The following is a 25,594-nucleotide window of genomic DNA, read 5'->3' as shown; positions in this document are numbered from 1 at the left end:
AAAACATCACCCGTTTTTTATTCATAAATAGGTAGAAAACTTCATAAAGACCTCTATTTCTTAGACCTTCTTTGGCTATTTTTTACGACTTTAACGAACATCTTAAGTTAACGCAAAAAAAAGCACGACAACATCCGTGCTCGATGAATCCCTATACTATTATAGTAGCTTAGCTGATGTGGTTTACTTTCTTCTTAAATTCCCGTACAACTTCCTCAACCGTCAACCCCTGGAGTCGATCCTGCGTTTGCTGGATAATGCCATTCACAACCCCATTCTTGTAGAACACATCCAAATAGTAACCTTTGTACTCTTGTGCGATTTTCATTATTATCCTCCATACAAGAAAACACCAAAACAATAAAAGCCCCCGATTCGACTAGGGGCTAAAATACACCATGAAAAATTTATGTTGATACGGTTTTTAGTTTTGTATTTTTATCTGTTGCTCTTTAATTAATGGATAAGAGACAATACTTTGACTGTCGAGGTTTTCATTATGCATGTCTACGCCTGTTATTTGGCTATTTTCGTAAGTTTTATAGTAATAGACTCCCTTATCAACATTGCAACAAGAGCTATAAATAGTTATTTCATACGTATCTTCAGCTAAACGAACACATCCGCGTTCTTGATTGACTGAACCAAGTATGTGAAAAAACTGACTAATGCTTTCAGATTCAGAAGTTCCAGAGACGGAATTTAGTTTAGTAAATACTGCTTTTACAAAACGAGAGGATGAAGAAAGGTCTCCAGGAATCCCAATCCCCCCCATACCACGGCTATAAACATCTAAAGCTATTGCACTTGAAAAACGATTTTCGGGTATTTCTCTGGTGGCATTCACATAATTATTTAGGTTGAAGATCTGAATATCAAAAGTTGGGTTATTGGTTAAAATTCCTACAGGGTTATCATATATTTTCATCCCTTCTTTTACAGATTCCACAGTTATCGATTCGTTCCGGTCCGATATCATCCAGTGCAAGGGTGAAAGCGGTAATTTTTCACTAAAATTGATATTGATAAGATTGATCCTACCAAGGAGTTCTTTTACCTCTTTAATGGTAGAGCACTGCCCTAAAATCCAGGGAATAAACTCGAATGGGGTTACATTATCTTTTCCCTCTGCTTCTTGTTTATAGTCCGCATTTTCTGGAAAATTCAATCCTGCCATGCTTAGTCCCTTTTCGTTGGTGGCATCATAATACAGCGGATAATTATCCACAACGAAGGCCGTACCAATCATAGCATAATGAGATTCCAGTGCTTTTACCTTTCTGAACTGAAACGGATAATTTCGTGGTGTTACTGTTACCGTTTCATTATAGGAGAATTCCAAATCAAGATTACGACCAAAATAATGATCTTTTGTTGTGTATGTCGCTGCCGTACACATTTTAGCACCTCCGTTTTATATGGATTTCAATTATACAATACCCAGAATCTTACTGTCTTAACCGCACATAAATTTAAAAAAACAAAAAACTCCCGATCCAAAAGACCGGGAACTCTAAAAAAGGAAAAGTTAATGGGGAGAGTAATTTGTATTTTAAAAAGTAAGAGGTATGTGTGTTCGTGATTATTTATACCCTCGCTGAGCGGATTTTAAACCATCAAAAAAACCGCCTTAACCAATTCGTTAAAGGCGATTTTTCATCCAATAGACATTGGATATCTCCGAATTGTTTTTCAAGCCAAATTGTGCTATAATCTCACTCACAGGGGCATCCGGCCCTTGTGGCACTGGCACGGTCAAATCCAGTCCCAGAAATGGGGTGAGGCTTATGGATAGTAACCAATTGATCTTGGTTTTAATCCTGATCGGGTTCATTCTGGAGCTCATTAAAAATGGAAAAGACCGCTAGCCCTTCCACAGAATAGCGGTCTACTCTCATGTTGTATTGGGGCGGACCGTTGCCGGTGTCCCTGTTTCTTTTTCTATTATACCACATTTCCATCAAAATTCCTTAAGTTTTAAGCTTTTCACAAAAACAAAAAAGGCCGCCCTTCAAAATGGAGGACGGCCAAAACGGAATAGAAATGAAAAAAGATTCCGTTTATCTCTTTATTTATGTAAAAAATACAACACAAACCTTTAAAACAGCTTAAAAGTATAAATAAATTATCCAAATAGCAGCACAAAGATCTGTTCCCCGACAATCTCATTCACGGTTAACCCGCTACTTTTTGGAAGTCTTTGTCCGCCTGAAACCGCTCAGCTCGCCGGCTCCTCCTCCGTTCCAGCCCCGTTGAAATATTATCTTATAAAGATCATCTCTATTTGCATTATAGACCTTTTGTTTTGCAACAAAAAACTCCTGATCCAAAGACCGGGAGTTTTCAAAAAAAGGAAAAGTTGAGATGAAAATTATCCTAATAGGAGGTAGATGATCTCAGAAAATATTTTACCCATTAAGAGACGTTTTAAACCATCAAAAAACCGCCTCGACCAATTAAAAAGAAAAAGTAACCGCTGTTTACTTATCTTTAGAATCCTTTTTAGTTAAAATAGTGGGGGCCGCTCACAGAGACTGACATTATTCCGACAAAAAGCTCTGTAACGCACCCACATATTCGCCCCCACTATCCTTTTTATTATACAAAAACATGAAAAAAATCTCAAGTATGCTCGGCAACACTTATAAGAAAATTATGATCAGAATTAGCAATACCTCAACTTCCTAAAATTTACACAAAATTCTTTCGTCCAACCAAACGATATCCTTCTTAATGACCGGACATGCCTGTTCCTCATCGATGTAAAAATACCCAAATAATATTCTTTATACTCTACTTATCTTTTTCATCTTTTATCCCTTGTATTTCTTTATACAGCAAAAAGCTCGCGAACCTTGAATCGCGAGCTTTTTGTAAGGAAAGTAAATAAAATGAAACTGAAGTGGATGTTTCTGTGTTTTGATGATTGTCAACTCTCAAAATATTAAAAGGGTACTGGATCCCTCTTCCTTTTCCCCTTTAGAGAGGGACCCAATAATCTGATGCAAAGATGTGAAGGAGACATCATTTTCTGTATAATACGTGATCTCCCTTAAATCTATCTTAAATCCCTAAAAATATTTTTAGTGCCTATAAACATATACTTAGAATCTCTATAACGAATGTTTCATCTTTTCTTTTTTATTCATTTTTATCGGGCTAACTTGAGTCTTTATCTAAAATGTTACAGCGTAACTTTTACAAGAATGATAAAACGTCTTTGAACCTCCGCTTCCAGACCACGATGCCTTTATCTTATAACGCAAACGCTTTAATCCCTCAAAACAAAACCCCTGGTTAAATCAATCCCAGGGGTTTTGCCTATGAAAAGAGGATATATGCTATGGAAGCCCGAATTCTCCTTCATTCAGGCTTATTAGGAGATTTTAAAAAATAGCACTCTACAAAACAACGGTGTCTCTTTACAGGTATTATACAATCATCACAAACGAATGCTCATCCTGTTTTAAAAAGCGTTCCAAACAAAAGGTTGCGTTGTTTTTTCATTCTCCAAACAAAAGGCTGTATTTGGGCGAACCATTGCCAATATCTTTTTTATATTACTCTACATTTCCACAAAATATCCCTAAGGTATAAGGTTTTTCTAAAGAAGAACATCCGCCCCAAAACAGCCGCCCCGAAAGGCAACATGAAAGGAAAAAAATAGAAAAGATAAAGATTATGTGTATCTTTATGCAAAGAGTACAACACAAACCTTTAAAACAGCTTAAAAGTATAAATGTATCATCCAAATAGCAGTGCAAAGGTCTGTTCTCCGACAATCCCATCCGCGATTAATCCGTTGCTGGCCTGGAAGTCTTTGACCGCCTGGAACAACTGTGGTCCTGGGATACTGTCGAACTCGCCATGATAGAAGCCCAGCTCCGCCAAACGTTTTTCGTAGGCCAGAATCTGATCTTCCGCCGGAGCCTGGGTCTGATCGCCAAAGAAACCGTCGACCGGGACCCCATAAGCACGCTGCCCGTTCATGACGCCAAGCTTTGTTTCTGGTCCATCAAGGTTGTCGATCGGGGCGCCGGGGTTATAGTTGCAGATATTCATCCAATACTGAATGGTATCCACGCCCCAGGGGGCGGTTCTTGGGCTGCTTGGGGTTGGCTGTGGCTGCGGCGTTACGCCGGTTCCACCGCCTGCGTAAGCGTCCCAGGCAGCATGATCGCCGTAAAAAACGTTCAGGTCTAACCGATCACCCCAGCCCGCTAAACGCCCACCGGAAGTGTATTGAAGCATCGCAGCATCGCTCCAATAATGGATCGGATACATGGGCGCTTCCGGCCAGTAGCCATCACAGCTGTCTTTACTGTAATAAGCCACCCATAAGCCATAATCCCCGGCCACGACCGCGCTCCAATCCCATTCATTCACAACGGAGCCGCTCATATAGATCATGGGTTTAATGCCGGTGCGGGCCTGTACTCTGTCCAGAAACGCCTTGGCATAGCCGGGGCCGCAGTTGACGGCATCGGTTTCCCAGTCCAAAACCAGAATCGCTTCTCCGATGTAGCCCTGGATATTATCAATAAAGAAATCCGCTTCGGCTACCCCGGAGCTGTTCCCGTCCGCGAAGTGGTACACGCCCAGCTTCTTTCCGGCCGCTTTGGCCTGCTGGTACGCCCGGTCACAGTCATCGTTGATGTAGTCAAGCCCCTGGGTTGCCTTAACGATCACAAAATCGGATGGCACCGATGCGGCGTCAATGCCTCTTTGCCATGCACTGATATCAATTCCGTTTAACATTATTCCTTACCTCCATTTTTATCTTCTGTTTCAGACTTCTTTTTTAAAATCTCAATGGCCTTTGTGATGGCTTCTGGAATCGGAACACCCATCAAGCCCATATTTTCCACAATGCTCAACATTTCATTCACGCAGTACGCGATTACCACCGCGTCCCGGACGAAGTTTGTGCCGATCATAATGTCTAACCGACACGCCACCAGGACCACTAAAAGGACCATTCCTTTTCTCAGCAGCCCCATAAAGGCCGCGTTTGATCCCAATGCGCCGCTGTCTGTTTTCGTGCTGTTCTTAAACACTCCGGCCACAATTAAGCCGGTAATGTAGTCCACACCCATAAAAATAAGCAATGTTATCAGCGCGGCGTCCCAACCACCAAAAAAGCCGGCAATGACACCGCCGACTGCTCCAATGCCCGCAATTACCGGGCCTTTTACTGTTATCATGTTTTCCATTGTTTATTCTCCTATTTTATAAATGCAATATTAACTGCTGGGATGTTGATCTGAAATTTTATTTATAATTAAATAACCGTCCTGTAGTGCAGTTCCTTTAACTCCGCTTGCTAAAAAAAATGTCACTCGAAGATACGAAGCAACAACCTGATAGCAAGTTGTTCCAGTGAAAGCATATATAAATTTGCTCGCATCCTGTGAGCCGTTCACTCTACTGCCTGGGATATCTCCAAAATCAGTATAATTTTCGTCTGTAACACTACAAACCACCTCAAGCGCGGTGTTCGGTTCTGACTCAAGCTCTAACAATGAATTAAATTCAAAAGTGTAGGCTCCTGGACCTGCTAAATCAATCGACCCATCGGCAGCAAGCGTTGCGACGCTTTGATTTTGTACATAATTTACTAAAGGAAAAATCCCACCATCGGCATCTGCAATGAAGCCTTTTTTTATTTTAAAGGCTGCACACCCGCCAGTTGCACCGCCGGAACCGGATTGTCCCTGGGGAATCCCAAAATTCAGGACAGCAGCGTTTTCGGTACCGCTGTTATTGACTGTGGCGGGCTGCCCGGGTTGAAGGGTGGTGACGGTTCCGACGCTCACCGTTGCTGCTTTTCCATCGGCGCCTTTTGCCCCGGGCGCACCGTCTTTACCATTGGTTCCCGGAACCCCCTGTGGGCCGGTCGCCCCTTTGATATTGCCTGTTTTGACCCAGGCTCCAGTAGCTTTGCTGTACACATCATAGGTTGTTGTATTAATATAAAAATCGCCGGTCTTTCCCTGGTTGGTTGGTGCCACATTTCCAAACAGCCAGGTAGCGCCGTCGGCGCCTTTGGCTCCGGGTGCTCCGTCCTTCCCATTGGTGCCATTCTCTGGGACGGCTTTTTTATCGGTCTTTGTCCCATTTATCTCCCAGTAACCATCGGCGGATATGGAAATTTCGGGTGAAACACCATCAACGCCGTTGCGTCCGTCTTTCCCGTCTGTTCCGGGCGGCCCGGTCGGTCCCTGGGCCTTTTGTCCGGTATCCTCCCCGTCGATATAGAAATTTCCGTTTACTCCGATTGTAAGAATGCTGGTGTCGCCTTTGGCTCCCCGGCTGGGCTTTCCGGTATCCACGCCATTCACAAACCAGTTTTCATTGGCACCAATGGTGATGGTTGGCGTTGGTCCTTCTGGACCGATTACGTTGTAGCCTTCCGGCGGTGTTGGGTCATTATCCACAATAAAATTCAAAATCCCATTGGTGATCACGGGTTTCCAGGTCTTAACTTTGGCCGCTTCGGTGGTGGCGGTATTTGCTGCGGTCTCGGCTCGTTCGGCGCTGGTTTCGGCGGCGGTTTTACTTTTGTCCGCTGCGGCTGCACTGGCTGCCGCGTCGCTGGCTTTTTCTTCGGCGCTTCTGGCACTGGCTTCGGCGGCATCCTGTCCCTCTTTTGCCGCTTTCGCACTGTTCGTTGCTTCGGTCGCTTTTGCGGTTGCGGTTTCGGCGCTTCTTTGGGCTGCTGCGTCGGCTGACTCAGCGGCATTTTTAAATTGCTCAACCAGTTTTTTATCGCTTTCGACTTCTTTTTTTGCCTTGACTGCCGCGTTTTCAGCAGCTTCAGCAGCCTCGCGCGCCGTTTCGGCACCCATCTCAGAAGCTTCTGCTTTTTTAGCGGCGGTTTCAGCTCCCGTTTGGGCTATTACCGCGTCATTTTTAGCTTTCGTTGCCTGCGATTCAGCGATTTCAGCCGCAGCTTGTGCGGCTTCGGCTGCTTTTTGAGCCTTTTCTGCGTCCTCCACTTCCTGCCAAATATCTTCCTTCGACGCGAGCTCTTTCACATCTCCCGCAGCGAACGCCGCATATACTTTTCTTGTACCGTCTATGGTGACCGCCAGCTCACCGGGCTTCATCTTTTCTGGCCGAAAATCCGCACCGGCGCCACGGCGCATCTGTATTGCCATTTAGCTTCCCTCCTTTGCCGGGCTTGCTTGTGTTTTGCTCTGAGCAGTTTGAGCGGATTGTGCTTTGAACGCTTCCAGCAACTCTTCTTTTGTCCCGGTTTTTGTTTCGGTTAACGGTTTAGCCAATTCAAGCACGGCACTAGCGTAAAGCCTGTTTTTGGCGTCTTTGATATTTTGAGACAGTCGAGCCACAACCCCCTCAATGTCCGTGATATCCAGTCCGTATTGGCTGCTCATCTCGGTCAGGCGGCTGTCCATTTCGTGGTAAACAGCATCCATATTAGCCATTTTCGTGATATTAATGCCTTCCAAAGTAAATCACTCCCTCCTGTTTCTTTGGTTTTTCTCCAAACCACCCCTCATCTGGTGTGGCCACGATCGTCTCGTTTCCTTGGCTTTCCTCAAAAACGATGCGCCAGCCGTCTCTCAAAAACCGATCCGACTGTTTCTCTGGATCGGACAAATACATTTGCACATTATCTTTTACTGCCTTGTACATTTTTCTCCTCCCACTGGCTTATAGCGCTGAACAAAGCAGACCGTTTATAAAATAATATGTTGATTTTTCCCAGCGAAGCGCTCCCTGTAACTCCACAATATTTGTGATGACAGACATCGATCCACTGCCGCACATATTGCTGACGCCGGACTGCCCGGCCATCGTCGCTAACCGCTCTGCTTTTATGTCAAGAAACTCTGTTTTTATCTGGAATCCCCTGTAATTGGTGCCTTGATAGGTGATGGATGCCGCACAATCAATCAGTCCACGCTGCTTTCCGGCAAAATAGCCGTAGATTGTGCCGCCTTCAATCATAATCTGTCCCATCGTGCTGTAGCCAGAAACCAATTTTCCAAGAAATTCGCAGCCTTCTTTGAATTTTCCTTTTGACGCGATGAGCCCATCCTTGTCAAGTGTGGCAACGACAGCTCCCGAGTCGTTATAAACCCAGATTTGACCCGCTTCGTTATTTTTATTTCCCGCTTGAAGCGTGCCTCCTTGGATCAAATCCGCGCTTAACATCCCAGTTTTAATATATGATGCATTGAAATATAAGTTGCCACTACTATCGGAGTACAGACCTTGCCATTCACCGTTATTGGTCAATTTATTAAAAACCTCTTCTTGGGTCAAAGCCGTCGCATCCTTAATCATCGAAACGATCGTTCTGGCGTAAAGTCCTTGCCTGGGGAAACCCCCTTGCCAAAATGAGGGTGCCGCCGTTACGCGGATGCCTGTCCACGTTTGGTCCTCTAATGTGTAGGTTTTCGTATATCCAGTGACTTCCTGGTCATAGTCAACGACCTCCCATGCGATGCCGTCCGTTGTTTTCTCCAATAACCATGCGGCAGCCTGAACCGTTTCATCCAAATTGGTGCGTTTTGCACAACGAAAAGTGACACTTCCGGGTGTTAGCCCTTCGTCGGTAACCGTGACGGTCTGGGCGCTTGGGGTTACAACATACACGACGCCGTCGGCGCCCGCCTTATTTTTTGAAACCTGAAAAACACCGGTTGCTTTTCGGTTTTGATAGGTTACCGTAAAGGTCACTTTTCCGGTTTCACCTGTTAAATTTGTCACTTTATATCTGTGGGCCGATGCGTCCCAAGTGCCCGTCACTGACGAATCGGCTAAAACCGAATACGCCGCTGCGTCGCTCACATCCTGGGAACCAAACATCGCCTTCACCGTTGTTTCACACTCCGTATAGTCGCCAGTTCCATCTGCTTTTGTCGGAATCCCAAAATAGTCATTCATTTGCAGGTAAAAGCTGGTGGCAATCTCTATTTGTTCAGGCATTGCCACCGGATTGCTTCCGATTGACAAGCGCTCGGCATTGATGCGCACAGCCCCGGTTTCCATGGACGCATAAAACATTTCGCGTCCCTGTTTATCCTTGACCACCAGCTCGCCTGCATTAATCCAGTCGGCATTGATCCCCACCGCAGCGAGCACATTAACCACCGCATTCGCGTTTTTATCAATGCCTGCTGAGTAGGTCTTGCCACCGTCTTGGGAGATAAAAAAACCATCGGCAGTGATTTTATAAACCACCATACTCTCAGCCAGTTTGGGTTTATCATGCATATAGGTTATCCGGCTGCCGTCCTCTAAGGTTTCAACCGTTTGATAATAGCCCATGGCGTTCATGGCCAGTTGATTCATCTGCGTGACGTATTGGTCGTATGCCGAAAGTTTCGCTTCCGTGTTACGGTCGGCCTCAACAAGGGCCTTCGTGATTTCGGAATAGCGCTTTGAGGTGTTGCGGCTGGGCGTTTCTGCGTCGGTTGAGATGCGCTCGTAACTGCCGATCGTATAGGTCAGATTGGTAATATAGCACGAATACGTATTTCCTTTACGGTCTGTCACATACGCAGCATCTCCGGCTTCAATGGATGGATCACCCAGACAAGAGGCGGACATCTTACGAAAGCGCATGCCGACCATTTTCTTGCCCAAATGCGCCGCGACGGTTTCCGCCTGACCATAGCAAATCAAGGGGTTGCCTGTAATCTCCAGAACATAGCCCACACGCCCATAAAGGACCGTTTCCCCTTTTAATGTTTCGGTGCCACGCTTTACCTCATCTGAAGCCGTTACCCGGATTCCGGTAATCACAACATCGTCGGTGGCAACCTTCAGTCCCGACAACGCATAGATATGATGGCAGTTCGTCCAGGCGCTTTGATCAAATTCCCCACCATCAACCGCACTGCCGCTGGCATAATCTGCAAAGTTTCCGCCGTCTGCACAGTCACCGCTTTGATAGTCCGGGGCACCGTTATCAAAACAACCACCGTCCAAACCATTGCTTTCAAAAACTGTCTGGTCATACCACTTCAGTTCCAGTTGCCCATCCGTGTTACACCGGGCATAGCACCCCGCAATCTGCGCACAGTGGGATAAAATTTCCCGCCACGTTACCTGCTCGTTACTTTTAAAGGGGTTTTTCTGGATAACATAGGTGTCAAAATCAAAGGTATTGGTCCCAAGAATCACGCCACATTGGTTACAAGCGTGCCGCACAATCGACTGCATCGTTGCAGGAAAGGTCAGGCTCCCATCATAGTTACGGTCAAATTTCTCCATGTTATCAAGGGCTTCAATGGATAAAATACTGGCGCTGGCTTGCGGGTCGTCTGCGTTATAGACGCCCTTCTTAAGCCATTCCATTGTATTTCCAAGGGACTTTCCAACCCACACAGTAATCACAGCATCAGTAAAATCAACATTTGAAAAGGTATCCTTGATGTTGTTTAGGGATAGCGTTAACTTCCCGATGACCGCTGCACCAACATCAAAAGTGCTGGTACTGCTCGTGCCATCATCAATCTTGACACCTTCCTGAAAAATATCGGTTTGATCGACTTGAAGGGTTTCACCGTTTTTTAAAAGGATCGTCGCTTTGGCCACACAATGGCTGTTTTCAAGCAGCGCGTCTTTAAAGGCATTACTTGTATGAATCATCGCTTATCACCTCTCGATAATGTCAAACGCCACTTGTGTATAGCGTTTGTACTGGGTTGCCCAGTTGCGCATGGGTGCGGAGCGGTCGCCGGCGTAAAATTCCCGGCGTTCACGCTGGCCACTCAAAGCGTCCGGATAGGTCACATAAAAATATTCTGCGTTAAAAGCCTGGAGGATCGCTGCGGTTTCTTCGGGTGTTGGATTATTCCAGGCGAGTTTAATTTTTCTTTTTTGAGCGATCCGGTTTTTGTGCATGAGGGTATCCTCCGTGCGCCCGGCATCAGAACTTGAAACATCCTGTAATCCCCATTCAAAAACAGCGGGGTCCTTGACTGGGACCCCATTCACTTCAATCATTGCCATTGCCTTCCTCCTAAATCTTAACCGTAGCGGAATAACGACGGTCTGCTTTTTCTTCCCCGCGACGCACTGTTCGATAAAGCGTCTCTGTATCCGCGATAATCGTGAGTTCAATGACAGGCTGCAGGTCGTTTTGCCCACTTCCTGTAAAAAACATGGCAGCCTCAACCACTGCTTCCTTAACGCCTTCTTTGATCCCTTCGACGATCTGGCTGTTATTCGCAACCACATTTCGGTTCCCCATTCGTCCCACCAGCTCCGGACCATTTTCACGGGCAATAAACATTTCTCCCATACCTGGGGATCCGCCTTTGGCATACCATCCTACGTGAAAATCCGGAATCGGAATGGACAGGTTCCCGAGTTTTACGTCACGCCAGTTCCAGTCAATGCGTGGCGTTGGAATGTGGAATGAAGAGAATCCATCCGCAAAAGAGCGAATGGCGCTTCTGCCAATATCCCATAAATTACCAATACCACTGGTAATCAAATCCGATACGCCTGACACGGCCCACCGTATCTCATCTTTATGATTTTCATATCCGGTCTTTATGGCGGTGACAATGTCAATCCCTTTTTCCTGGCAGGTATTCACAATATCGCCAATCGCGTTAAAGACTTCATTTTTGGCGTTCCGTAAACCCGATAAAAAGCGGCTTTCTTTGACGCTCTCGTAGCCGTTTTTCAAACCTTCAACAACGTCTTTACCTTTTTCAAACACCCACTCTTTTGCGTTCCCCAACACCTCCCGAACTTTGTTCGGCAGGTCAGCAAACCATGCGAGCACGGAGCCAATGCTGTCGAGGATTCCCTGAAAAAAGCCGGCAATAAGATTCCCGCCGATTTCCATCATTACGGTGGAAGGGCTGTGAATGCCAAAGGCGCTCATAATACCTGAAAGAAAAGGCCACGCTATATTGTCCCATATCCAAATAAGGATATTGCCAATTGCGTCCGTAATGCCTCTTAAAAAACCTAATCCGACACTACCGCCGCATTCTGCAATTTTTTCTTCAAAGTAAGGACCAATCCCAGAAAAAGCATCACCGATCAGTCCGAATAGAAAGGCTGCTAATCCGCCTAATAATGAGCCTAACAACTCAAACAGTCCTCTCACAATTCCAGCCCAGTCAATGTTCATCAGAAAAGTTCGTACCGATTCACCAAGCTGCCACCAGTCAATCCGCTGGACAGCTGTAATTAACATCTCCAAAAGCCCTTTTGCGCCATTGGAAAGTGTTTGCCCAACATAAGCCCAGTCGACGGTTGATGCGATGCCGTTGATTCCGTCGGCGATCGCTTGTCCCAATGAAGCCCAATGAAAATTCTCGACAAACGTCCCCAAAAACATAAAGGCCGTGTTAAAGCCTTCTGCCAGGGTTGCCCCAACTAAACGCCAGTCGGTCGCTTCGATAAAGCCGTTCAAGAAGGTGGCGATGCTTTTGGCAATGCGCGCGGTCGTCTCTTTGATCTGGTTCCATGGAATGCTGGCGAGCGCTGCATTCAGCTTATTGCCAACAGTGGCGCCGATTTCGGTAAAGTCCGCGGCGGCCCAGGCATCTTTAATCTTTTGCGCAAAATCCTGAATTTGCTGCGGGATTGAAACTTCTTCAAACATATCGCCTGGCGAAATCCCGCCGATGTCACTGGAACCCGGGGTGTCCGCGCTGCTGGTAGCGTCGCTGTGGTCATCCAGCTTATTAATCTCATCAAAACCTAAAAGGGTCCGTTGCAGCTTCCGATTTGCCGCATCGGCTTTATCGGCACTGCTGGTCTGTTTATCTAAACTCGCAGCGTAATCCTGTTGGACTTTTTTCGCCCGGATGAACGTGCTTTGACCCGTTAAGCGTGCAATCAGCATCCCGGCAGCCGTGACCGCCTGGGAAATTTTCTGAATCAGGACATTTAAGATGGGGGCTACCACATTTAAGATCGGTGCAAAGGCTGTTGCCAGACTGTTTTTGAGCTGCGTCAGGCTGGACATCAGCATAGAGAGGCTGGCGTTCGTCGCGCTGCTGTACTGTGCCAGGTTCTGCATCCCCTGTTTGGCCCCCTCAAGGGCACCGCGGATCAGGAAGCTGGCAAGCATAAACTTTGCGGTCATGCCGAGTGTTCCGAGGATGCCGCCTAAACGATGGCCGCTGCTCCCCATCCCGTTCATGGCACTTGTCAGGCGCCGGACGCCTGGAATGCCTGTGATAAACCGCTGAATGAGCGCGGCAAAGGCTCCGCCAGCCCGCTTAATTGATGGCGTCACCCGGTCAAAAGCGGCTTTCATGCCGCCTATTTTTGCAACAATATTGGAAGCTGCGTTGCGAAGTCCGGCAAACTGGAGGCCCTCGCCACTCGCTTTCAAGCGCTGCATAGACCGTGTTGCGCTGTTGATCCGCTGCTCGGTCCGGCTGATCTCAGATTGAAGGTTATTCCAGGCATTACTGCCAACGTCCTTCCCAGAAGCCTGCATCCGCTTCATTTCTGTATTATACTGGCTTAGCTTTTCTCTGGCCTCCTGAATCCGGCTGCTGAGGTTCTGCATCTCCTTAGTCGTGTTAAACGCGCCACCCTCCTTTTGAAGGGCTTCCATCCGCGCCTGAAGGTGCCGGATCGCCTGCTCGGCTTCCCTTACTTCTTCCTGAAAGCTTTTCGGCACTGCACTGTCGGGCAATCCCATGGATTTCCAGTTGCTCTGGGTATCCTCCAGGCCACTCAGACGGCTTTTAGCGGCTTCCATCTGCTTCGCAAGGCTTGCGTATCCTTCTGTTGGCTTAGCGCCTTTCCCTGAGGCTTCCAGGACCTTTTGACGGGCCTGAAGCGCAGCCAGTGTCTTCTCCGCTTTTTCGGCCGCAGCGCTCAGCTTCTGATATTTCTCAGACAGCTGTCGGTCTGCGCCTTCTGCCTTTAAATCACGCTGCTTCTGGTTCAGGCGTTCCAGCGCCTTTTCTGCCCGGTCGACGTCGGCCTGAAGGGCCTTGTATTCATCGGTGTAGGTTTTGATACCTGAGTCTACTTGAAAGTCCTTGATTTTATCGCCGATGCTGGCTTTAATCTGCTTCAGCACGTTTTGTACCTGCTTCAGCTTACCAAGAGACGGATCGCTTGTGATGCCCTTTAACGGGCTCTTGACCGCTTCTGTCGCCTGATTGATGGCTTTCGTGGTCTTCTCTGTTTCAGAGAGCGCCTCTTTAAGCGCTTTTTTATACTGGGCTGTGCTGCCCTCAATGACCACCTGCAGCTTTTCAAGCACTTCACTCATTCGGGTTCACCTCCTTTCTGCTTTTTTCTTCGACGGTTAAATTCCCGGACATAGTCCAGGCGCCGCGCTTTGTAATCTTCCATCGCATCTGCGGCCATTCGGGTCTCATACTGCGTTTTTTCGTCGGCGTACAGCTCAGGGTAATACTCCCATACTTTCGGAATCTCACCCTTTCCGTCCATGGCCATGGCCAGATAGCGGGCGTTGACCTCTGCCATAATGAAATCCTGGTTGATCCGCTGTTTGGCCTGCTGCCGTTCAATACGGCGATGGCTTTCCATCAAATCACAGATTTCCATGGGCGAGGCGTTCCAGAAATCAGCCGGTGAAATCCCGCAGTCCAGGGCCAGTGTGTACAATTTTGACAGCTGGTCAGACAGGGTCCTTACAGCAGCTCGTCCACATCTTTCAGGTTTTCCATCATGGACGCTGCCTGTTTTTCGGTAAAAAAACCGGAAACCGCCAGAGTCGGCATGAGTACCTCGGTAAAGAGTTCCATCTGATTGCCGCCCTCCTCCAGCCATCGATCATACAGCTTTTGGACATCCTGATAAGCAATCCCGTGTTCCCAGGGCGCAATGGCTGCCTGGATAATGGTCAACATGATGGAAAGTGGCGGGATACCGCCATCTGAAACCAGGGTCAGCATGTTGGTGCGGTATTTGCTTTCCAGCCTCCCGATCATGGCCGTGGTCAGCTTCAGCTTGTAGTCTTTGCCGCTTACCCGCCAATAATGAAAGGGCTTCCGCTTTGGCTTTTCCGGTTCCTGTTTAACTTCCTCAAAACCAGTATTTGATGCTTCAATGTTCATTTCGTTATCTAATCCGTATAAATCACTCATTGCTTACTCCTTTATTAACTTCCTGCCCCGCTTGTGGGGTCGGTAAATTTCAAATCGCTCTGCACCATCATGGTTAACTCAAATTCGATGACGCCGTTCACGCCGCCGCCTGTGCGTTTCACCGACACCTGGGCATCGTAGGCAGTGGCCGTGCCATCTTTCAGGGTTTCCTGAAAGCTCAGCACCTCCCCAGCGGCCTGCGCCTCACGCATGACTCGGTAAGGCGAATCGGCTTTTGTGTTATCATATTTGAATTTATAAGTCATTTCCGGAAGGTCGCCAATGCCCTGTTCATACATCTTATTGGCGTCTGTCAGACAGGTATTTTCGACCTTTTCGGGTTCAACGCCCATTTCCGGGATTTCTTTCAAGCCGGGCAGGTCGGTATAGGTAGCGCCGCCCTTTTTCTTGAAGCCTAGTTTTGCTCCGTTTGCTAACATGTTTTCACACTCCTTTTCATTTAATTCGGCCAGTAAACATCGTCACTCTCCATGTCGATGATGGCCTCATAGCGCATGACTTTATGCTTTAGCCCCGATGGGTCCGGGGTATCCTGGCACAAGGTCCGGACCAGTCCAAGGGCCGCCAGTGCTTTATCCACTTTGATCGCCTCCGGAGAGGTGGACCGGTTGTGCCAGATATCTACTTTATAGCGCACATACGCCTTATCTTCTTTGTCGGTTTTTTCATAAACCTTGTTGTCTTCCTCAATGTACTGGATCACTGGGAAGTCCGCCCAGTCCTTTGGGTACTGGTCGGACACATTGTCAAAAGCGGCATCCAGCGCCGCGTAAACCTGGTCTTTTACATTTTTCATAGCTGCTCCTTTGCAAATCGCGCGATGATCGCTAAAATGGCGTCTTCATTGTTCTTCAGCGCCGGGTACATAAAAGGCTGGGCCGCCTGGCCGTAGCACTTATAAAAGCGCCCGTTTTCCGTGTCGATATGGAAAAAGCGATAACGCTCAGCAACATCCCGCCCGATCTGGCTTTCGTGAATCCACCAGCCGGTTTGACTGTAGGACATTGCGACATCCGGGGAGATGCCGTCATGATCGGCCTGGCCTTTGGGGCCGGTGCCGAACTCGACATAGGGCGCATATTGTTTGTTGGTGTAGCAGGTCCCTCGAATCTTGCCGTCTTTGTTTTCTACCGCTGTAAAGATACTTTCTCTCAGTTCGCCGTCGTGCACCGGGCAATTGGCCTTTGCGTCCTCCTGGACAAGGGAAATCCCTTTTTCAATGCCTTGCCGCAGCTCCATTTCAGACAGTGTCCTCAGCTTCTTTTCAAGCTCTAACGCCCCCAGAATCATATCTTTTCCGCCTCCAACCGCAAAATTTTGTAGGGTTTCACGGCGATAATTTTGTAATCTGGCGGGCGGTCCGGGCCAACATCCAGGCAAAGGCCGTCCCCTTCCACAATATCCGGTCCGTCCTCAAAAACATAGTGCACCACATCTTTTGAATCCGCCGTGATGGTGTAAGGGCCTTCAAGCCGCAGGTTCCGGATATTGGACAGGCGCTCACCGTACAGCTCTGCCTGTAGCTTGCCGCTGCCCGGCCAGAGTTCGGCTGTAAAAGAAGTCGCCGCGCCATAATCGGTGTAGGTATTGCCCTCGCTGTCTTTTTTCAGGCTTTTACGCCGGTGATGGTATGTCTTCAGACGACTGCGTTTGATTTTCATAGACCTTTCCTCCCACCCGGACCAGACGGTATTGGTTTAAAATAGCGTATATATGCTTTGGGGCAGTGTCAAAGCTGTAGCGCTCACCGCCCTCACTTCGGCCTGTTTCACCCTCTGTGCCCATCCGGTTCAGCGCGATCACCGCCAAGTCCCGCACGGGCTTTTTCAATGCTGGAATCAGTTTTGACCGGTTGGTGTAGCCGAGAACAAAAGATTCTGCGTCTTCCAGGACGACGGTAATTAAATTTTCATCACTCTCACCTGTCAGCAGCTTAATCTTTTCTGCCTCTGTCAACTAAACCACACCTTTCAGGACTGCCAGGAGTTCCTCTTTCGTCAGACTTGAGTAGCCTTCAATCTCTTTTTCTTTGGCAATGGCTTTTAATTCCGCCACTGTTTTTGTGTTGATGTCTACGTCTGCCTGGTCAGCCTCTGCGGCATCCCCGCCAATCGGCCGGAATCCCTGGGCTTTCAGTTTTTCAATCTGAGCTTCTGTAACGGCGACACGCTCAACGTTCTTTCGAATCAGTCTCATGGCTCATCCCCCCCATCACACGGACGGCTTGGCGTCTTTAATGCTCAGGTAGATGGAGTCCAGTTTATTATCCAGTACCCAGATATCATGGAAACGGCGGTAGTCCATCTGCCAGGCGTTGAGCTTCTGATTGATGGTCGGGTCGAAGATACGCATGATATCCTGTTTGGTAATGGCGATCGGAGTCGCTGTTGGCAGGATCACAAAGTTCAGATCCAGCGCTTTCGTTCCCTTTGCGTAGCCGCCCGCTTCCTGTCCAGAGGTGGTGCCGTCATTGATGGTGATTGCAGAGTACATCCGGTTGGCTGGTGTCGCGATAATCGGTACGCCGTCAATGGAGGGCACCTGGGTATTAATACCGCCCTTGGAAAAGGTGACGGCCATAATCTTTCCGGCCAGCTCAATCTCCAGTTCCAGGATGAAACCTGGTGTCGCATGAATCACCAACGGGCCATTATAACCGGCTTCACGGACGGCCTTAATGCCTTCTTTTACCTTTCTCAGTGCGGAGGTGTTCGCTGCGCCGGGAGTGTATCCGTAGTCAATCATCCCTGCTTTGTCCGCCGTGATGGTTTCAGATGCGATTTTGGAAATACGGTAGGCGTCAATTTCCGGAACCACGTGCATCCGCTGGAATTCACCCATCACCGCTGCGGCTGTGGTGACAAAGTTGTTTTCGTTGATATCCATGGGGTCCAGCTGGAACTTGCGGCCACGGTCCTGTGTCATGGTCCTGGTTTCGTAGGTGAGGGTTACCCCGCCCTGCACATAACCGTTATCCCGGTCATAGTCCCCCATGCCCTGTACAGACATTTTTGGAATCTTGACTTCTGCGCCGCCATTGTAAATGACCTGGCCGGCGTTGGCGTCCATCCAGCCCGTCACGGCATCCTGGATGGCGACCTTATCCAGTGTGTTCTGGAAAAGTGTTGCGGTTGCTAATGTGTTAATTGCCATAATTTATCTTTCCTTTCAATTTATACTTTTCCCATCATCAAGTTTTCAACCTGTTTCGCCAGGTCTGTGTCGTCCTGTGACGGGGCTTTTTTCAGTGGTTTATCGCCTTTGAGCCGTTCTTCCACAGAGGCCTCGACAGCCTCTTTAAATGCTTTTTCAACGGCTTCAATGGATTGTTTGCAGGCATCGGCGTCCGAATAATTGAGCACCTCTGCCAGACTAACCGGTAGCTTTTTCTCAGCCAGGGTGTTCTTTGCCTCTGCTGCCAGCTCGCGTTTTGTGATCGCGGCTTCTCGGTCAGCCATCTCTTTTTCTTTTTTCTGCTGCAGGTACTGCGCCTTTTCCTTTTCAGTCATTTTTGCCAGTTTCTCGGCCTCGGTGGCCTTTTCATCAAAGAGCACCTCTAGCTTAGAGCGCTGCGTCTCCAGGGCTTTCTGTACCCTTCGGTCAAACTCGGCCTGGTAGTCCTTATTGCCTAAAATGTCATCAAAGGTTTTGGGCGGTTCCTCCTGCTGTTTATTTTCTGGCGCGTCTTCTGCGCCGGCCATGTGATCGTTTGTGCTTTCACTTTCTCCACCCCCTCCATTGTCGGCGGCGTCCTCAGCGAAAAGCTGCAGATTCATGGGAATCCGTTCATCGTTTGGGTATTTCATTCGTACTTCCTTTCTGCCCCGGCTCGTTCAAAGCCCAAGCCATTGCACTTAAATTTCATAGTTTACCCTCGTTTCGGAGCATGAAAAAAGGCGCGTTACTCTGCGCCTTACGGGAGATAAACGGATCACCTACCTTTCCACTTGCCTTGTTGAAAGTTCGCTTAGAATCCCTTATAATTATATTATCGGTCTACACATCGAAATACGTTTGAAAGGAGACTCTACAATGGACAAGATATTCTCTGGCTTTTGCCCAACCCAAAAGAAAGACTATCAAATTATTGTCAAGTATATTGATACGTCTACCTTTGATGCCCAAGAACATGAAAAAGGCACGTTCGATTGCGCTTACAATATGTATGGAAATAAGTGCAATATTCAATGCCCTATTTACAGTTCTGCTCCAGATTCGATTTGACAAATGCACCCAGGGCCGTTAATCGGCTCTTTTTTCATAAAAACCTTTATAAATCTCTGGCAATGTTGGGATAATATCCCCATCAATTTCTAAGTCGACTGCTTTTAAATCTACTTCCAAAATGGGTAAGCCTCCCGCTGTGTGCTTTAATTGGTATCCGCGAACTCCCTTAATTTCTACGCCATCAATAAAAATCTTGGCCTTTATGCCTGCTGTTTTAATTCTTATTTTTGGTCTTGCCATTTTTCATCACCTTTCCTGATTTTGGGTATAAAAAAACCACTGAAGTTTATTCAGCGGTTATAATTCCGGTATGGTTTCCTTAATGCCTTTTAAAATGTTGGCAGCTTTTTTCATCAACGTATTATCAGCCAGATATTCAAGTCCTTTTAGCGTGATGACCGGCTGTATGGGCTGTTCAATTTTTGGACTGTAATCTGAAGCACACTGATCATAAAAAACGCCCTCGATGTATCCGGACTTTGTTAACATAATTAAAATCTTTTCCCAGCGCTCATAGGAGATGCCAAGGCGCTCATGGGATATCTTAGAAACATCGAAAGCCTCAAAGTCCATGGCTGCTTCTAAAGCCTTTAGGATTTTGTAGATGATGGTGAAGTTATCCATTCGGGATCACCTCTTTAATATCGTCGATGGTGATGTCGATCGTTTCCCAATCCTTTGGAGAACTGCCGACGTCTGCAATAAAAACTTTATTGTCAAAGGCTTCCATAATGTCGGCTTTTCTTCCGTCTTTCAAAAGTACAGTATCAAATTCCTTGATTTCCATTTACTTTACCTCCTTGATGTATGCGCTTGACATTGAGACAGAGCCATCTGGTTTTAGTAACCACCCAACAACAACGTTAGCAGGTGTACCTTTATTCCCATAAAGCACTATTTTTTGCTCGTATCTATCGCCATACCCATTATTGTCCTTGTAGACCGCTGGATATTTCACCGCCCTTTCGGTGATTTCATTTTGAAGCTCTGACCAGTTGTTAATGTCGTAACCCAGTCTTGACGTAAACGCCGCTCCTTTCGCTAACCCCTTTTGATGATCGCCTCCAAACAAATAGTGTGAAAACTTTTTGTCTGGAACAATAACATTTTCAGCATTTGGCAATTTTAATTCTGGGTGCTTCGCAAGTTCATTCTGTCGCTGGTAATCCAGCTTTGTAAACTGCCAGCGCTCACTATTATTATACTTCATTTCCTGGAATTTATCCAGGTTTTCAGGCACTTCGTCTGCAAGGACCTTTCGGTATTTTTGGTGCTGTGAACGGTCAGCTGTCCGGTTCTTCAATTTCTTTTCTTCCCGTTCAACCGCTGGCTTACCCCTCACGTATTTGTCGTACCATTTTTCATAGTTCATGGAGCGTGGCACCTTGATGCGTTTGCCCGTGGCGGGGTCGATGGCGGAGCGCTGCATTTTGGCGATCAAAGATTCTTCCACCACTGAAATGGTTGTTGACCGGCACCAGGGGTGCATTGGCGGGCAGTTCACGCCAGCTTTGCGGTCCTTTACCAGAAACAGTTTACCGTCCAGACCTCGGCATATTTCAGAGGTGCGCAGGTCGAGGGTTGCCAGGTACTGGTATTTCTCGACGCCGCATTCCTCGTAGGCTTTAAAATTCAATTCCGTAGCCAGATAGTTGCTCTCGGTTCGGACGAGGCGCCTTGCTTTGCTGGCGCCTTTACCGAACTTGTTTTGTATGATCTCGGCCACTTCCCGGTTCGTGCGGCCAGTGACCAGGTTGATGAGCAGCTCCTGCTTCAGTTCCTGTGCTAACAGCCGGGTATTTTTCCAGATGCGTTCGGAATAGTTTTTTCCAGACCATTTCCGGTTAACGGCAGCCTCGATCTGCTTGGCGGAAATGTAGGAAAACCCAAAAGCTGCCTCTGCCTGCTGCTGGAGATCAAAGATGCCCCGGTAGTAGGCTTCATTCCCAAGGTCCACATAGTGACTGCGGTTTTTCTGTTTTACCTGATCGTATACCTCGGTCATGATCTGGTCAATCTGGTTTTGCAGCTGCTTCAGGCGTTCAAGGCGGGCCTGATAGGCTGGCGCTTCCAGTTTTGCAAGCAGTTCTTTCTGATGATCCTCGCCATTCCTGAGCTTTTGAAGCAGTTCATCCAGAGATGCCTTATCCTGCAGCTGATTAATCAGGCGGTAAGCTTCTGCTTCAGTCAGACGGTGCTTTGTCTGATATTTATCGAAAATTGCGTCTGCCTGATGGCTGATGTATCCGGAAGCCTTTTGGTACAGCTTCGCGATCTGATCGGCGGCGTCCTCAGCCTTTTCCATGTAATGGTACATATTCTGAACCTGCCGCTGCTCCCAGTAGGAAAGCCTATGCTTCGCCATCTTCCTCGTCCTTACCCTCTATCTCTGGCGATGTGTTTGGCGCATTACCGAAGATTTCCTTTTGCTTTTGGAGGTTCTCTTTTTCTTCCTGCTGCACAGCTTTAAGCTCTTCATCGGGATCATCGACAAAGGGCACCTGAGACAGCAGCGTCTTTTTACTGACCTTACCCCAGAGGTTTGCCACGTATTGGCTGATCTCCAGTAAATTTTTAGGCATCGCTCGTGTGAAAACCAGCGAAACACCTGAAACATCGATTGAAACGGCTTTTTTACCGAGGAAGTTGGCGAAAATACGAAGCCGCTTCCGGAGGCCTTTTTTGTAGCACCGGGTCTTGATCTTTGTGATGTTCTCCATGCCCAGTAACTTGAACTCCATGGCCACACCGGAAACGTTGCCGCCGAAATTCTCGTCTGTCATACAGGGGATGTGGCTGAATTTGTGGATGTCCTGCTCGATGGCTTTCTTCAGGATTTCAACGCCGGCCTCATCAAAAGTGCGGGTGAGATACTCGGCTTTTGCATCGGCGGGCAGTTCAAGCAATTTTTCCTGATTCAGCCGCTTTCTGGCTGCCTCGGTTCCCTTTCCATCGCCCTCTTTTTCGTCATCCTCATCTGAAAGCAGGGCGCCGTACAGGGCAAGGATCGCGTCAATGAACTGTTCCTTGTCAGTGATGCGGTCACTCATGAGCGCGTTGTAGGCATCGATCAGTGGGATTTGCAGCTCATAGTCTCCAATGGCCAGCTTGTTATTGTGGTATTCGATGATGGGGACTGCGTCCATAAAATGGGGCTTTGCGTCTTCTGTAAACGCCTGTGGGCCTTCGATGTCCTGGATGTCCATGATATATTTAAAATTTCGGGTCACAATGGTTGCCACATATACGGTATTGGCTTTGTCAGTAGAATCGACTTTAGCATAATAATAAACAGCAAAGAGTTCATTCTGCTCAATGCTGTCATCGTAAACCATGAAGGTATTTTTAGGGCTGAGGTTTTTGATTTGAAGCGCTGTCTCGCCTTCTTTGGCATAGATGTATTCATAGGCCCGGCCATAGATGGACAGGTCCAGACCATTGTCCCCATCGGCTTCATCCGATCCAGCGCTTTCCAGCGCTTCTGTCAGCCTTGTGATGTCCGCCTCGGCTTTATAGGAGACCGGATTGCCAATAAAGTAAGCGCTGGCTGTGTCCGCAATGTCTTTGGCGTGATTACAGACCAGTTTATTCTCGCGGTCAATATCGCTCAGTATCTGATGCCTGCCCTCGTAGTAGTTCTCCAGTTTCTGCAGGCGCTCAATACCGGACCGGTGCTTGAGGATCAGATGCCGGATGGCCTGCTTATCAATATTTTGTTCGTCAAATTTTTCTGCGGGCATGGTAAATACCTGCATAATATCACTTCCTCTCTTTTCTGTGCTTGTTTTTCCGCTTTCACATCCCTATAATGTACTTATAGCCTATCACGGGTTATAAGTACGAAAGAAAGGGGGCACAGAATGGAAAACTTTGATGCTTTTTTAAAAACAGTTGATCCGGGATCAATTATCTGAAATTGCAGGAAAAGCCGCCGCCTCACAAAACGATGCATTTGCCGGGGCTTCTCAGGCTTCCACGTCCGTTACACTTGCTTTGCTTCGTCAATATCACGAATGGCTGATGCAAGAGCTTCATGAACACCGTTAGAAACTGCCCGAACGCGTTTCGACTCCTTTTCACCTTTTCTGGCTTGGAGTCCTTTTTTTATCAACATTAATTTTTGAAATAATATTGTCAGCATTTTTATAAATCTCCTATCTAAGCCCGGCACGGGCCTTATTTTTTATCTTAGCCTTTCTTCTGGTCATGGCGTCTTCCATCCCATGCCGCACAGCGTCGATGGTGTGGTTGTTCTTGTCTGGGTAGCTGCCCTTGAAATTGCCGTCTTTATCCTGCTCCAGTTCGTAGCTGGTAAACTCTCGGGCGGCATTGGGACAGCGCTTCGGGTCAATGACAATCTCCTCCAGTTCATCAGACAGGAACTCCATCCCATAATCCACGGACCCTGGGCCTTTCTTTGCGCCAATGACACGAAGCCCCAGTTCATTGAGTGCCGCAATGGCACGTGGTTCTTCTGAATCGGCTGTTATGTAATGATTGAGTGGGTTTAGCTTACGGATTTCCCGGGCGGCTTTGGTATTCCCCAGCTTTACGGCGTAGATTTCACCAAATAAAAAAAGACGTTTTCGCGTCTTGTTGTAGTGCATTTTGATATAGGCGAGTGGGTCTGCGCCATAGCCGAAGTCCAGACCGTTTTTAATCCGGTCAAACCGGGACAGCTCTTCATCGGTAATGGTGCGAACGGTGACATTTTCAAAGACGGCTCCTCCGGTCCCGGTGGCCACGCCTAAATATTCGTGTTCGTAGGCTTTTGGCTTTGTGTCCCGCAGATGCTCGGCCTCGATGAAAAATTGTTCGCCAAGCCAATCCCTCGGGACGCTCCGGTAGTCTGTATGGCTCACAATGGTGTCGGGCCGCTCCAGAAGAATGTCCTGATTCACCCAGCTGTTGATGCTTTTTGGCGGGTTCCAGGAATAAAAAACATAATAGTCGGTACCGCCGCGCATCAGGGACTGGAGGATGGTTCTTTCTTCCTCTGGTCCGTCAAACTCGGATCGTTCTTCAAACCAAATGTATTTAAAATAGCCTTTTTTAAGTTTTACAGATTTAATCTTTTGAGGATCATCGGCGCCACGGAAAATGATCTTATTCCCAAATGGGAGATAGGATAGCCCCAGCGGCGAGAACCGGACTTTCCATTTGTCGGAAACGCCCAGTCCCTCAATGGCCCACCGCAGCTGCTCGAAGACGGATTCTTCCAGAAAACGGCCAACTTTCCGCATCGCAATGGCGTTCGCCTCCGGGTCCTGCATCATTCCAAGAATGATTTCCAGGCTGATAAACGAGGACTTTGTCGATCCGCGGCCCCCGGCCAGTTTGTAATGCGTGTGCTTGTGCTCTAAAATATCCCAGTGCAGCTCGTGAAAAGAGGGCGCGATCAGGGATGTCAGTTTAACCGGTGTCTGTTTTTGGGATGTCATTGACAATCACCACACCCCCAATGTCGCCGCCGGCGCGTTCTTTGTTTTCGGCTTCTACCTTGGCGGTCTCGGCTTTATATTTGTCGATCCGCGCCTGCTGCTCGGGATTAAAACTTGTGTAGCGCTCCGTCAGCCACTTGAGCGCCTGCATCCGGTCGGCCAGCTTCACAGACACGCCGGCTTTTCCTTCCTTGACCTCGGTGATCAGTGTGCCGTCTACCTGTCCGGAATCTTTTAAAACAACGCCGCCGGGTCCAAAGCTCGCATAATCTGTCATATCCGAAAAGGCGATGTCCATATATTTTTGAAACAGATCGTCCTCGGAAAGTAGCTCCCGGTTCAGACGGCTCTGCTTAAGGCGTTTTATTTCTGCCTTGATTTCAGGTTTTTTCAGGTTCTCAAAGCCAATGGAGTAGGCTGTTTCTGCACTGTACCCAGCTTTTATGGCTGCTTTCGTTGCGTTGAAACAACGAATATAACACAAGCAAAACAGGCGCTGTTTATCGGTGAGACCATTATTGCCCAGGACCTGCTCAACTTCTTCAGCGGTAATTTTCTGGTCTTTCCTTTTGGTTGCAACTTTTTTGGTTGCAGGGTTGCAACTCCCTTTTTTCCAGTACCGGGCTGCCCAGGACTTTACAGCGGACAGGCTGACGCCATATTTTTTCGCGATATCTTTGTATTTCATGCCCTCGAGATAATCCTGATAAGCTAAATCTCTTATGTCCGGCAACCACCTCACCTCTCTCTTTTACGTACGAAAAAAGACCACAGCTCTTGCCGTGGCCTCTTAATTACACTCTTGTTAACGCCATTATACCACAT

At 47.7% G+C, this 25,594-nt stretch carries 30 protein-coding genes; 1 reads left to right on the top strand and 29 read right to left on the bottom strand.

The genetic code is table 11. From position 1 onward, the window contains the following. Positions 1-169: 169 nt before the first annotated feature. From FYJ53_RS21090 to FYJ53_RS02340, 21 genes are all read right to left on the bottom strand, one after another. Positions 170-328, bottom strand: coding sequence for a hypothetical protein (locus FYJ53_RS21090; protein ID WP_177190834.1), 159 nt, complete (start codon positions 326-328; stop codon positions 170-172). A 96-nt stretch (positions 329-424) separates the two neighbouring features. Beyond that, positions 425-1,399, bottom strand: a complete 975-nt coding sequence (bsh, locus tag FYJ53_RS02435) for a choloylglycine hydrolase (RefSeq protein WP_073383364.1) — start codon at positions 1,397-1,399, stop codon at positions 425-427. Between the two features lie 415 nt (positions 1,400-1,814). After that, complete coding sequence (locus FYJ53_RS02430) at positions 1,815-1,955, bottom strand: hypothetical protein (RefSeq protein ID WP_154556938.1); 141 nt, start codon at positions 1,953-1,955, stop codon at positions 1,815-1,817. A gap of 1,789 nt (positions 1,956-3,744) precedes the next feature. Next, a complete protein-coding gene (locus FYJ53_RS02425; RefSeq protein ID WP_073383362.1) occupies positions 3,745-4,758 on the bottom strand; it encodes a GH25 family lysozyme in 1,014 nt (337 codons plus the stop codon). After that, positions 4,758-5,213, bottom strand: a complete 456-nt coding sequence (locus FYJ53_RS02420) for a holin family protein (RefSeq protein WP_337926996.1) — start codon at positions 5,211-5,213, stop codon at positions 4,758-4,760. Before FYJ53_RS02420 ends, FYJ53_RS02425 begins: the two co-directional genes overlap by 1 nt. 30 nt (positions 5,214-5,243) lie before the next feature. Next, the gene (locus FYJ53_RS02415; RefSeq protein WP_154556937.1) at positions 5,244-7,160 is read right to left on the bottom strand and encodes a hypothetical protein; all 1,917 of its coding nucleotides are present in this window, start codon (positions 7,158-7,160) and stop codon (positions 5,244-5,246) included. Further along, the gene (locus FYJ53_RS02410; RefSeq protein ID WP_073383677.1) at positions 7,161-7,472 is read right to left on the bottom strand and encodes a hypothetical protein; all 312 of its coding nucleotides are present in this window, start codon (positions 7,470-7,472) and stop codon (positions 7,161-7,163) included. It lies immediately after the preceding gene. Continuing rightward, complete coding sequence (locus tag FYJ53_RS02405) at positions 7,459-7,659, bottom strand: hypothetical protein (protein ID WP_073383680.1); 201 nt, start codon at positions 7,657-7,659, stop codon at positions 7,459-7,461. The genes FYJ53_RS02410 and FYJ53_RS02405 overlap by 14 nt, the downstream gene beginning before the upstream one ends. 18 nt (positions 7,660-7,677) lie before the next feature. Then, the gene (locus FYJ53_RS02400; protein WP_154556936.1) at positions 7,678-10,626 is read right to left on the bottom strand and encodes a hypothetical protein; all 2,949 of its coding nucleotides are present in this window, start codon (positions 10,624-10,626) and stop codon (positions 7,678-7,680) included. Positions 10,627-10,632: 6 nt separating this feature from the next. Further along, entirely contained in the window at positions 10,633-10,989 is a 357-nt protein-coding gene (locus FYJ53_RS02395) for a DUF6711 family protein (RefSeq protein ID WP_073383684.1), read from the bottom strand. Between the two features lie 10 nt (positions 10,990-10,999). Further along, on the bottom strand, positions 11,000-14,239 hold the full coding sequence (locus tag FYJ53_RS02390; RefSeq protein ID WP_154556935.1) for a hypothetical protein: 3,240 nt from the start codon (positions 14,237-14,239) through the stop codon (positions 11,000-11,002). Continuing rightward, a complete protein-coding gene (locus FYJ53_RS02385) occupies positions 14,236-14,598 on the bottom strand; it encodes a hypothetical protein (protein WP_073383690.1) in 363 nt (120 codons plus the stop codon). Before FYJ53_RS02385 ends, FYJ53_RS02390 begins: the two co-directional genes overlap by 4 nt. Before the next feature lie 26 nt (positions 14,599-14,624). After that, complete coding sequence (locus FYJ53_RS02380; protein WP_118518162.1) at positions 14,625-15,080, bottom strand: DUF6096 family protein; 456 nt, start codon at positions 15,078-15,080, stop codon at positions 14,625-14,627. Between the two features lie 14 nt (positions 15,081-15,094). Beyond that, positions 15,095-15,520, bottom strand: a complete 426-nt coding sequence (locus tag FYJ53_RS02375; protein WP_073383693.1) for a phage tail tube protein — start codon at positions 15,518-15,520, stop codon at positions 15,095-15,097. Positions 15,521-15,540: 20 nt separating this feature from the next. Next, positions 15,541-15,897: a hypothetical protein gene (locus tag FYJ53_RS02370; RefSeq protein WP_073383695.1), complete on the bottom strand. Its 357-nt coding sequence runs from the start codon at positions 15,895-15,897 to the stop codon at positions 15,541-15,543. Beyond that, the gene (locus FYJ53_RS02365) at positions 15,894-16,391 is read right to left on the bottom strand and encodes an HK97-gp10 family putative phage morphogenesis protein (protein WP_154556934.1); all 498 of its coding nucleotides are present in this window, start codon (positions 16,389-16,391) and stop codon (positions 15,894-15,896) included. The genes FYJ53_RS02370 and FYJ53_RS02365 overlap by 4 nt, the downstream gene beginning before the upstream one ends. Continuing rightward, complete coding sequence (locus FYJ53_RS02360) at positions 16,388-16,762, bottom strand: hypothetical protein (RefSeq protein WP_073383699.1); 375 nt, start codon at positions 16,760-16,762, stop codon at positions 16,388-16,390. Before FYJ53_RS02360 ends, FYJ53_RS02365 begins: the two co-directional genes overlap by 4 nt. Continuing rightward, entirely contained in the window at positions 16,716-17,057 is a 342-nt protein-coding gene (locus FYJ53_RS02355) for a phage head-tail connector protein (RefSeq protein ID WP_154556933.1), read from the bottom strand. Before FYJ53_RS02355 ends, FYJ53_RS02360 begins: the two co-directional genes overlap by 47 nt. Next, the gene (locus tag FYJ53_RS02350; protein ID WP_073383704.1) at positions 17,058-17,297 is read right to left on the bottom strand and encodes a Rho termination factor N-terminal domain-containing protein; all 240 of its coding nucleotides are present in this window, start codon (positions 17,295-17,297) and stop codon (positions 17,058-17,060) included. Positions 17,298-17,312: 15 nt separating this feature from the next. Then, positions 17,313-18,254, bottom strand: a complete 942-nt coding sequence (locus FYJ53_RS02345; RefSeq protein WP_073383707.1) for a hypothetical protein — start codon at positions 18,252-18,254, stop codon at positions 17,313-17,315. 20 nt (positions 18,255-18,274) lie between these two features. After that, positions 18,275-18,907, bottom strand: coding sequence for a DUF4355 domain-containing protein (locus FYJ53_RS02340; protein WP_154556932.1), 633 nt, complete (start codon positions 18,905-18,907; stop codon positions 18,275-18,277). Positions 18,908-19,133: 226 nt separating this feature from the next. Between FYJ53_RS02340 and FYJ53_RS02335 the strand changes: the two genes are divergently transcribed. Beyond that, complete coding sequence (locus FYJ53_RS02335) at positions 19,134-19,325, top strand: hypothetical protein (protein ID WP_073383712.1); 192 nt, start codon at positions 19,134-19,136, stop codon at positions 19,323-19,325. Positions 19,326-19,343: 18 nt separating this feature from the next. On the opposite strand, the gene FYJ53_RS02330 is transcribed toward FYJ53_RS02335, so the two are convergent. From FYJ53_RS02330 to FYJ53_RS02300, 8 genes are all read right to left on the bottom strand, one after another. Next, positions 19,344-19,568 carry a hypothetical protein gene (locus FYJ53_RS02330; protein WP_073383714.1) on the bottom strand — a complete coding sequence of 75 codons (225 nt, stop codon included), beginning with the start codon at positions 19,566-19,568 and terminating at the stop codon, positions 19,344-19,346. Positions 19,569-19,625: 57 nt separating this feature from the next. Beyond that, on the bottom strand, positions 19,626-19,952 hold the full coding sequence (locus FYJ53_RS02325; RefSeq protein WP_073383717.1) for a YjcQ family protein: 327 nt from the start codon (positions 19,950-19,952) through the stop codon (positions 19,626-19,628). After that, positions 19,945-20,115, bottom strand: coding sequence for a hypothetical protein (locus tag FYJ53_RS21085; protein ID WP_167495218.1), 171 nt, complete (start codon positions 20,113-20,115; stop codon positions 19,945-19,947). The genes FYJ53_RS02325 and FYJ53_RS21085 overlap by 8 nt, the downstream gene beginning before the upstream one ends. Further along, entirely contained in the window at positions 20,116-21,693 is a 1,578-nt protein-coding gene (locus tag FYJ53_RS02320; RefSeq protein ID WP_073383720.1) for a minor capsid protein, read from the bottom strand. It lies immediately after the preceding gene. Further along, entirely contained in the window at positions 21,680-23,083 is a 1,404-nt protein-coding gene (locus tag FYJ53_RS02315; RefSeq protein WP_243143929.1) for a phage portal protein, read from the bottom strand. Before FYJ53_RS02315 ends, FYJ53_RS02320 begins: the two co-directional genes overlap by 14 nt. A 227-nt stretch (positions 23,084-23,310) precedes the next feature. Continuing rightward, the gene (locus tag FYJ53_RS02310) at positions 23,311-23,469 is read right to left on the bottom strand and encodes a hypothetical protein (RefSeq protein WP_154556931.1); all 159 of its coding nucleotides are present in this window, start codon (positions 23,467-23,469) and stop codon (positions 23,311-23,313) included. A gap of 13 nt (positions 23,470-23,482) precedes the next feature. Next, a complete protein-coding gene (locus FYJ53_RS02305) occupies positions 23,483-24,769 on the bottom strand; it encodes a PBSX family phage terminase large subunit (protein WP_154556930.1) in 1,287 nt (428 codons plus the stop codon). Next, positions 24,741-25,502: a terminase small subunit gene (locus FYJ53_RS02300; RefSeq protein ID WP_243143928.1), complete on the bottom strand. Its 762-nt coding sequence runs from the start codon at positions 25,500-25,502 to the stop codon at positions 24,741-24,743. The genes FYJ53_RS02305 and FYJ53_RS02300 overlap by 29 nt, the downstream gene beginning before the upstream one ends. Positions 25,503-25,594 lie beyond the last annotated feature (92 nt).

The sequence above is a fragment of the Eubacterium sp. BL-380-WT-2B genome (assembly GCF_009696115.1).
Taxonomy (GTDB): Bacteria; Bacillota; Clostridia; order Eubacteriales; family Eubacteriaceae; genus Eubacterium; species Eubacterium callanderi.
This window is presented reverse-complemented; position numbering and strand designations above follow the sequence as displayed.